This window comes from Bacteroidales bacterium (assembly GCA_014860585.1).
Taxonomy (GTDB): domain Bacteria; phylum Bacteroidota; class Bacteroidia; order Bacteroidales; family 4484-276; genus RZYY01.
In genome coordinates this window covers 1-10,413 of the sequence record JACZJL010000158.1, presented here as the reverse complement: position 1 = coordinate 10,413, position 10,413 = coordinate 1, and the positions used below count along the sequence as shown (strand labels likewise).

The window sequence follows — 10,413 nt, the reverse complement described above, 5'->3', positions numbered from 1 at the left end:
AAAAGTTAGGAAGATTGCTTCCGGATACGATCCTGAAAAAATCATTTTGTTTGGCTCGTATGCCAGCGGAACAGCTTCGGATGATAGCGATATTGACATTTTTGTTGTGAAGGACACCGAATTACCTCGCCCCCGGAGGACAATACAATTGAGGAGAATGATTCCCGGCGCCCAAATTCCTATGGACTTAATCGGTTACACAACCAACGAAGTGGAGAATGAGAAGGATGAGAAATACAGTTTTGTTTATGAAGTTCTAAACTCAGGAAAGACAGCCGATGAACGGCAAAACAATTGAAACAGCCAATCCATGGAATCCAAATCCAGAAACCACTAAATCGCTGAACAAAGTCCGCTACACGATCACCTCACCACCACCTTCTCGTTCGCTGAAAACTCCCGGCCTTGCAATTTGAGGTAATACAATCCGGCGGGAAGGTTATCAATATTCATTTCAATTGAAGTTGATCCTGCCGGAAGCGTTCCTGAAAATACGTTTTGCAAAACTCTTCCTGCCAGATCGTATAGAACGATTTCAACCGGCTGTGATGATTGCAAGCTGATGTGGATTGTTGCAAAGTCGGGCGCTGGATTTGGCCGGATGGTAATCTTACCCGCTAAATTTTCTTCAGTTATGCCCGGCATGTAGTCTCTTTTCAGTATTTCGCCGCTCTGCCCTACGGCATATCCGGTGCTTCCCACCATAACCACGTCGTTCATCTTACCGTTGGCGCCCGTTACCTCAGCATATTCCCATGAATAGCCCCCATCGTTGGTTTCGGCAATCAGCGGAATGTTATTGTTGCCGCCGGCCACCACCCCTTTGTCCTGGTTGAGGAATGAAACCGCGTAGATGGGCTGGTCAAATGCGATGGCATCCCAGAATTGTGTACCCCAATTGATTTCTTTGGTTATAAAACCCTGACCATCCCACAAGGCGCCAACAAAAAAGCCATTATCGCTATCGAAAAAGTAGCAGTCTCTTGCATTTCCTTCGTTGCCGGTACCGCCAAAAGTGGGGTAAAACGATTGCCCGGTAAACGATTGTCCGCCATCCATCGTATAACCGATCAAGGGCTGGAAAATGGAATTGCTGCCTGCCACAGCGCCAAAATCGGCATTGGCCATGCAGGCGCAATAGTAACTACTCATGTACCCGCCTTCGATGTAAGTCCAGTTCAACCCGAAATTATTGGTCCAAATCAGGGTATTGCCGGAACCACCTGCAATGCCGTGCCCGCTCATCCGGTCAATGTCGAGACCATAAATGTCATAGTCTTGCCCGCTTTGCTGAACCACCTCCCAGGTTGTCCCGCTATCGGCTGAGTGCAGGATGAGTCCACCATCACCGCCAATGATGATCCGGTCGTTGTCAATCACTCTGACAGCATTGAAATCATTGGAATAACCGGTATTGATTAAATCCCAACTGCTAACGCCTTCAGCCATTTTCAGCACAGTGCCGGAGGCTCCGACAGCAATTCCGATTCCTCCATCAATAAAATCAACCGAATACAAATTGGCAGAAGTTCCTGATTCGACGGCAAACCAGATTTGGGTGTGCCCAAATTTGCCAAATGAAAGAGTAAAAATGAGCAAAAGCAGTTTGATTTTCATAGGTTTCATGGCTAATTGTTTTAATTTGAACAATTATTAATAATGACAAAGGTAGGTTTTTTTGTTTTCTGTGAATTGGAAAACACTAATTTTGCCGGTGAAAATTTTATTGCATAAATCAAGTTTCTTCGGGGCAGGGTGATTGGCCAGAAGCCAAAATTCCCGACCGGCGGTTAAAGCCCGCGACTCCCGCTAACACGGGACTGAGCCAGTGAAATTCCGGCGCCGACAGTACAGTCTGGATGATAGAAGAAACCACGCAGGTCTGATCGTTTCAGGCTTTGTGCTTTTTGCAGGCTATCGCTGCGTCCTTGCCCCGTTGAATTTACCTTCAGGGCTTTTTTTATGCCTGTGTTTAACTATTGCTTGCAAGAAAACTCTTGATGTTGAAAATCATTGATTACCCCAACCCTTAAGGGAGCAATGATTTTCAACGATTTACTCCCTTTAGGGTAGGGGTAATTAAATCGTTGAAAATCAATTTAGGGAGTTTTCTTGCAAGCACTAACTAAAAAGTTCAAAGAAATGATCAGATTTTTCTTTCTCATCAGCTTGGTAGCGCTGGTTTTCAGCACAAGAGTCGCTAATGGTCAGACCATGATTGAGGGGCGCGTGCTTGATGCCGAAACCAAACAACCTGTCGGCAATGTAAATGTAATGCTGACACATTCGGCATCGGGAAGCACCACCGGGGTCAATGGCAAATTCAGCCTGAAATCCACTTTTTCAGATGATTCCCTCAAACTGACTGCTATTGGTTATTATCCAGAGGTCATTGGTATCAGGAGCAATGGGCAATTGCTTGATCTCGGGGATATTTTTCTGCGGAATCAGTTCATTGCACTTGAGGAGGTCAACATCATTTCGTCTTACGCCAACGACCGCATCACGCCGGTTTCGATCTCCACCATCCCTCAGCGCCGGATTGAGGAGCAATTGGGAGACCAGCCATTCCCCGACATCATCAAGTTGGTTCCGGGCGTTTATTCAACCCGCACGGGAGGAGGCAGCGGCGACGCCGAGGTGAACATCCGCGGGTTTCAGCAGGAAAATATCGGATTGCTGCTCAACGGGGTACCGATTTCGAGTGTGGAGAACGGTCTGATTTACTGGAACAACTGGACCGGACTGGCGGATGTAGCGCGTTCGGTGCAGGTGCAGCGGGGGCTGGGCGCTTCAAATGTGGCGCTGAATTCGGTTGGAGGTACCATTAACATCATCACCAAAACCACCGAAGCGGAAAAGGGCGGCTTCGTTGATTTTTCAACATCAAGTTATGGAAATTCCAAATTTTCACTCGGCCTTTCAACCGGGCTGCTTGAAAACGGTTATGCCGTCAACTTTCTTGGATCGCGCACGCAGGGCGACGGTTATGTGGATGCCACTTACGTGGATGCCTGGGCCTATTTCCTTTCGGTGAGTAAAAGTATCAACTCACGTCATAAACTGGTGCTTACCGCGTTGGGAGCACCCGAGCGCCACGGCCAGCGAAACTTAAAACTCTCGCAGGATGAAATCGACCAATACGGCCTGAAATTCAACAAAGATTGGGGAAGCTACAACGGGCAGATCAACAATGCTTCGGAGAACTTTTACCACAAACCATGGATCACGCTGAACCACTACTGGGATATCAGTCCGAAATTATTTCTGGCCACATCACTCTACATTTCACCGGGATCAGGCGGCGGTAAATGGTCCGATGCATACGGCTGGGGAACGCCATCTATTTTTCAATACCGCAACCCTTCCGGCCAGATTGACTGGGATGCGATTTATGAAAACAACGCAACACATCAGGATACAGCATTCCTTGCAAACGGGGAATCGGTAACCGGTTTTTCAAAAAACGTCCAGACCCACTTTCTGGCCAGTCACACCTGGAACGGGCTGCTTTCAAGGTTGGAGTACAAGGCAAACGATCATTTGAAATACACCGCCGGAATTCACCTGCGGCAGTTCCGGTCAACATTGCAGCAGAAAGTTATTGACCTTCTGGGTGGGGACTTCTACATTGATGACTATTCCTGGTCATTGGCCGGTCCGGCAGGAAGAGATGAAATCAAGACCGTTGGCGACATCATCAAGGTTCATAATGGCGCCATCAATCCCTCAGGCACATTGTTCGGACAGGTGGATTATGAACGTGAAAAACTCAATGCATTTTTGAGCGGGTCATTTACAGGTACATGGTATCAGCGGTGGGACAAATACAATTACATTGACGATATTTACAGCGACGTGATCGGCAAGGTGGGATTTGACCTGAAAACCGGAGTAAATTACCATCTCAGCGACGCGCATCATCTTTATGCCAATGCCGGGTATTTCTCCCGTGCCCCTTATTACAAATACGTTTTCGGCAATTTTACCAATGTTCCCTCAAAAGACATATCGAACGAAAAAATCAAAGCAGCCGAAGCCGGCTATGGATATTCGGCCAATGGCACACGCGCCAGGATTAATTTTTATTACACAGTGTGGGAGGATAAAAGTTTTCTTTCGAACGAATACATCCAGCTCGAAAACAATACGCAAACCCGCGCCCTGGTTACCGGTCTGAATGCATTACACACCGGTTTAGAGGCTGAGCTGGAGCATCAACTGACAGATTTTCTGAAGCTTGGGGGGATGCTTTCGGTGGGCGATTGGCAATGGAAAAACGATGTAACGGGTGTGCTTTTTAATGATAACAATGTGGCTGTTGACACCGTGCAGGTTTATGCAGACGGACTGTATGTTGGGGGTGCTCCCCAGTTTCAGGCCGGATTGTATGGAAATCTCACCATTTTGAGAAAATTTTCCCTGACAGCTAATTGGGTCTATTACGACCGGCATTATTCCTCCTTCGATCCTGCACTGCGAACCAATCCCGACGACCGCAACCAGGCATTCAGCATCCCGGCATACTCCATCCTTGATGTGCATTTCAGCTACCCCTTCAACCTAATGGATCAACCCGCCCGTTTTGGCGTCAGCTGTTTTAATGCGTTCGGCAGCAATCACATTATCCGTGGTGAAGACGGTACCGACCATTCTTTGGAAACATTCAGCGGCTTCTGGGGATTTGGCCGGACGTTCAGTTTTTCGTTAAGGATCAATTTCCGGTAAGCTCAACTTTCTTTTTAAGGTTCACTTCTGAAGTTTCGCATATCCTATAATGTTCTGTTTATCAATAGGAATATAAAATTTCACTACTGACAGACTGAAATTTGTTAATCCACTTGGTGGAAATTTTGTAAATTGTAAAAATCTCTGCTACAATACTTTATCCCTGCCTACTTGAGCATTCAGGCAGGCACTAAGAGGAATTCGCCGTAGGCGATAAAGTATTGTAGGAAAAGGTTAGCCCGATTCTAAAAATACCTCGTAGAGGTTCAGCAAATAAAGGCATCCCATGATCTTTTTAATTTTTAGCCGGATAGTAGTGAAAAAATTATATTTAATTTTAAATTGATTTACAACATGTTAACCTTTTCATTTTATGAAAACAATCTTAGTAAAAACTTTGTGACTTTGTGACTTAGTGGCGCTTATTAGTTTTGCCACTAAGGCACTAAGACACTAAGGATCATAAAGGATCAAAGCTAAAACATAATAATTCAACACGTTATCGTCAATATGAAAACCTGCGAAACTTCAGTTTATTATGACAATGGGTACCTGAAAATGATAGCATAAAACATAACCACACCAGGCAAAGTAGGCCACATTAGGCGCTTACAGGAACAAACCAACTCCCGTTCAAACGAGGTAGTTCACTTTTAATCCCACAGCTTTAACTGCGTTTTTGCTAAAGCCTGCTTCTCGCTTCTACTTCCTGCGGCTAATATTTCCTACTTTGCCTAATGTGGTGATAAATAAACAGAACCGGATGAGGGCATTTTTAGGATGATCGCTTTTTTAAACCAGATAGCTCACTTTCCCTCACAGTTTCCATCGATTTAACAAAAAATTAATGAACCACGATCTTGCAGCGCGGGTAAGAAAACTATTTTTGCCGTTGATTTTTGCGTTTCAAAAATGCAGGTTAACAAGGTTCATATTTTATTAACAATCCGATTTAACAATTTCGATATCAAGAAGATAAAGCTGAATAACATTTCGAGGGAATCTCGATACATTGCAGGACGAAATTCTACTTTTACCATTTTAAATGAATTACATTTTTATTCACTAACATTAATAAATGAAGTATGAAAAGATCATTACTTAACATGATGTTTGCCATGGTTTTGGTGTTTGCCATGCAAACAGTTTTCGGACAAGGAACCACCACATCAGCCATTAACGGCCGTGTTTTTGGCACAGGCGGCGAAACATTACCGGGAGCAACTGTTTTAGCGCTGGATGTCCCAAGTGGTTCGCAGTATGGAACAGTTACCGACCTCGACGGGTATTACAGGTTACCCAACCTTAATGTCGGCGGGCCTTACAAGGTAACAATATCCTACGTAGGTTTTGAGCCTTTCGTTAAGGAAGGGATTTATCTTCAGTTGGGGCAAACGCTCAAGCTGGATGCTAACCTCAGCGAGCAGGCCACAGCTATTGAAGGGGTTGAAATTGTTGCTCAGCAGCAAGACCTCTTCGATGGTAACCGCACCGGTGCTGAAACAGCCATCAGCATGCAAACCATTGAATCACTGCCTTCTGTTGGCAGAAACCTTTCTGATTACACCCGTCTGACGCCCCAGGCCAGGGTTACCCAGCTGGGCGGTGTTGAGATTGCGGGGATGAACAACCGTTACAACTCCATTTATATTGATGGTGCTGTAAATAACGATGTTTTTGGTCTTACCAACCAGGGAACCAATGGAGGCCAAACAGGAATTTCACCATTTTCTGTAGATATCATCGACCAGATTTCGATCCAGATCGCTCCCTACGACATTAAACTCGGAGGTTTTGCCGGTGCTGGGATCAACGCAGTCACCCGTAAAGGCACGAACGAATTTTCCGGTTCAGCTTATTTTGTGATGCGTAATGAAGGATTAGCCGGAAAAACACCAACTGACAATGAGGAAGTGGAAAGAAAGAAACTGAGTGAATTTACCTCTAATACCTATGGTTTCAGACTTGGTGGCCCAATCATCAAGAACAAACTGTTCTTCTTTTTTAATGCAGAAATTCAAAAAGATGAAACGCCGCAACCTTTTGATTTTGCAACCTTTAACGGTGATGTTACACAAGATGAACTCAACCAGCTGACCACCAAACTAAAAGGTTACGGATATGATCCGGGTGCTTACACTGACGTGATCAGATCGTTGGAAGGGACCAAAATTTTTGGCCGTATCGACTATAACATCAATAAAGTTCACAAACTGATGTTCCGCCATCAATATACCGAAGGGATTTCAACAAGCCCGGCAAACTCTTCCACAACGAACCTGAGATTTGCCAATAGTGGTATCTATTTCCCATCAAAGACAAATACAACTGCCATTGAACTGAAAAGTAACATCAGCAGCGACATGAGCAACAGCCTGATCATCGGTATCACCTCAGTGCGTGACGACCGCGATCCTATGGGTGGAAACTTTCCCTATGTCAGGATTAAGGACGGAAACTCAAACATCTATTTCGGTTCTGAAGAGTTTTCAACCGGTAATGAGTTGAACCAGGATATCATCACCCTGACTGACAACTTCGAACTTTACAGAGGTAAACACACCATTACTATTGGCACACACAATGAGTACTACGACATGTACAACCTCTTTATCCGCCAGAACTTTGGTTCTTATCAGTTCAACAGCATCAGCGACTTTTTGAATGACGCTCCTGGTTATCAGTTCGATCGTACTTTCTCAGCTGTGGACAATGTGACCGGTGATGGTTCCCAGGCTGCTGCCGTATTTTCCGCTTTACAGCTTGGATTCTATGCCCAGGACGAAATCCAGGTGAATGATCAGCTGAAAGTTACTGCAGGTTTGCGTGTTGATATTCCAATGTTTCTGGACGATCCAAAAGAAAACAAAGACTTCAACGACAACGTAATTCCAATTTTAGAAGAACATGGATGGGATACCGAAGGCGCCAAAACCGGACAAATGCCTGATGTGGCGATCATGTTTAATCCACGCGTTGGCTTTAACTATGACGTTAAAGGTGACAAAACCCTTCAGATCAGAGGAGGCGCCGGACTGTTTACCAGCCGTATCCCATACGTATGGCCGGGTGCTTCATTCCAGAACAATGCTGTGATGACCGGCGGTATGCGTGTTACAGCAGCCGGTTCACCGGAGTTAATCTTTAACCCCGATTGGAATAATCAGCCCAGCGTACCACCAACCCAGCCTTCAGGCCAGGTGGATATCTTTGCTAAAGAATTCAAATTCCCCAAAGTGTTCCGTGCCAGTGTAGCTGCCGATAAAAAACTTCCATGGGGCCTTGTTGGAACTGTTGAGGCTATCTATACCAAAACACTCAACAACGTACTCTATTACAACCTCAGGTATGAAAAAACCGGCAACTTGACCGGAACCGGCGATGACCGCCCGATCTGGTCGCGTATTGACCTTGGCAAAGACCCGAATACAGATAAAAACCGCGCTTATACCGATATCATCCTCGGAACCAACACCAGCGAAGGATACTCCTATAACCTGACTGCCCAGTTGCAGAAAACTTTTGACAACGGTTTTGTAGGTAGCATCGCTTATACCTATGGCCAGACCAAATCGATGAACGATGGTGTGTCAAGCCAAAACTCTTCTCAATGGAGGGTACCCAACGTTAGAGGTAAAAACGACATTGACCTTGCTACTTCCGATTTCAGCCCTGGTCACAGAATCGTGGGTTATACCACCTATAAAAGAGAATACGCCAATCACTTTGCCACAAGCATTTCTCTTTTCTATACCGGACAATCCGGCGACCTTTACTCCTACGGTTATGCTGACGGATCAAGCAAGTTCCTTGGTGAAGACAACCAAAGTCTTGAATTGATTTATGTTCCTAAAGACCGGAATGACATCAATCTTATTGATAAGCTTGATGCGGACGGAAATGTTGTGCTTTCTGCCGATCAGCAATGGACAGACCTTAACGCTTTCATCGAGGGTGATGATTACCTGAGTGGTCGTCGTGGCCAATATGCCGAAAGAAACAGCTCCAGGGTGCCGTTTATGAACATTTTCGATCTTCGCATTGCACAGGATTTCTTTGTTATGGCCGGTGGCAAGCGTAACACCCTGCAGGTGGCGCTGGATATCTTCAACCTTGGTAATATGCTGAATAAAGATTGGGGCAGAATTTATTACGCTTCAGGCGCCTATTATAACAACTACCCGTTGATTAAAATGGAAGGTTTCGAGGCTGATAACACTACACCAAAATACTCATTCACAAAACCCAAAGGTGAAGTTTGGGCTATTGATGACAGCGGTATTTTCAGCTCAAGATGGCAGGGACAAATCACCCTCCGTTACATCTTTAATTAAAATATGCTAAACTTTAATCAGGGGGCTCATTAAGGTGAGCCTCCTTTTTTATTTTTCAACAAAAAAGTGGTTCACAATGAATAAATTATTCCTGCTGGTTTCCATCGTTTTTCTAACCCTGTTGTTTTCCTGTAAAAACAACTATGATAACACTGAGGATACTTACCTCGTGGTTCTTTCGATGGATGGTTTCAGGTGGGATTATCCCAACCATGCATCTACCCCAACATTGGACTCCATTGCCAGTGTTGGTGTTAGAGCAGAGGGTCTGATCCCGGCTTTTCCTTCCAAGACCTTCCCTAATCACTACACAATGGCAACAGGGCTTTATCCCGATCATCACGGACTGGTGAACAACACTTTTTTCGATCCGGAAACAAAAACCATTTACAGGATTGGTGACAGCGCTACAAGAAACAATCCTTATTACTATGGAGGAGAACCCATTTGGGTGACTGCAGCAAAAGCAGGAATGAAAACTGCCTCTTTCTTCTGGGTGGGAAGCGAGTTGCCAATCGGGGGTGTCCAGCCGGATTACTGGAAACAATACGAAACCCGTTTCCCTTTTGAACAGCGGATAGATACGATAATTTACTGGTTGAATCTGCCCGTTGAAAAACGTCCGCGATTAATCATGTGGTACATGCATGAACCAGATGCCATTGGTCACAAATATGGGCCTGACTGCCTGGAAACCTACGATATGGTGACCTATCTCGACAGCCTGGTTGGTGTATTTTGCGGAAAAATAAATACGCTGCCACATGCTGACCGAATGAATTTGATCTTCACCTCCGATCACGGAATGGCAGCGATTTCGGAGGATAAAGTTATCGATCTGAAGGAAATCATTCCGGCTGATTGGTTAGAAGAGGTGGTTGGCGGAAATCCGAATTACAATATCCTGGCAAAAGTAGGTTATGCAGACTCGGTTTATAACCTGCTTCAATCAGTTGAAAACATAAAAGCGTGGAAAAATCCAGATGTTCCTGCATCGCTGCATTATGGCACGAATCCAAGAACTTTGGATATTACGGTAGTTGCTGATATCGGCTGGAGCATCCATTGGCGCAGAAACCCCAATTACAGCAACAGTGGCGGCACTCATGGGTTTGATCCAGCTCATCCTGATATGCACGCCATTTTTTATGCTTCCGGACCGGCATTCAAAAAAAGCTGGACACACCCACGGTTTGAGAATGTTAACCTATATGTGCTGATGGCAGAACTTCTTGGACTGCAGCCGGCAGCAAATGACGGGAAAATGGAAAACATTAAAGAAATGTTGAATTAAAAACAGACCTGTCAGGTTTCAAAAACCTGACAGGTCTTTATGGATAAATAATGCAAT

Annotated in this window: 5 protein-coding genes and 1 riboswitch; of the genes, 4 read left to right on the top strand and 1 reads right to left on the bottom strand. The window is 45.1% G+C overall.

Features of this window, described 5'->3' with window-relative positions; all coding sequences use genetic code 11:
* Positions 1–298: nucleotidyltransferase domain-containing protein (locus IH598_15730; GenBank protein MBE0639968.1), on the top strand; the 298-nt coding region annotated here is incomplete at its 5' end.
* 65 nt (positions 299–363) lie between these two features.
* On the opposite strand, the gene IH598_15725 is transcribed toward IH598_15730, so the two are convergent.
* Positions 364–1,626, bottom strand: a complete 1,263-nt coding sequence (locus IH598_15725) for a T9SS type A sorting domain-containing protein (protein MBE0639967.1) — start codon at positions 1,624–1,626, stop codon at positions 364–366.
* A gap of 111 nt (positions 1,627–1,737) precedes the next feature.
* Positions 1,738–1,875, top strand: a riboswitch (FMN riboswitch).
* Positions 1,876–2,142: 267 nt separating this feature from the next.
* On the opposite strand from IH598_15725, the gene IH598_15720 reads away from it, so the two are divergent.
* From IH598_15720 to IH598_15710, 3 genes are all read left to right on the top strand, one after another.
* Positions 2,143–4,728, top strand: a complete 2,586-nt coding sequence (locus IH598_15720) for a TonB-dependent receptor plug domain-containing protein (protein ID MBE0639966.1) — start codon at positions 2,143–2,145, stop codon at positions 4,726–4,728.
* Between the two features lie 1,175 nt (positions 4,729–5,903).
* The gene (locus IH598_15715) at positions 5,904–9,062 is read left to right on the top strand and encodes a TonB-dependent receptor (GenBank protein ID MBE0639965.1); all 3,159 of its coding nucleotides are present in this window, start codon (positions 5,904–5,906) and stop codon (positions 9,060–9,062) included.
* Between the two features lie 76 nt (positions 9,063–9,138).
* Positions 9,139–10,356 carry an alkaline phosphatase family protein gene (locus tag IH598_15710; GenBank protein MBE0639964.1) on the top strand — a complete coding sequence of 406 codons (1,218 nt, stop codon included), beginning with the start codon at positions 9,139–9,141 and terminating at the stop codon, positions 10,354–10,356.
* Positions 10,357–10,413: the final 57 nt, after the last annotated feature.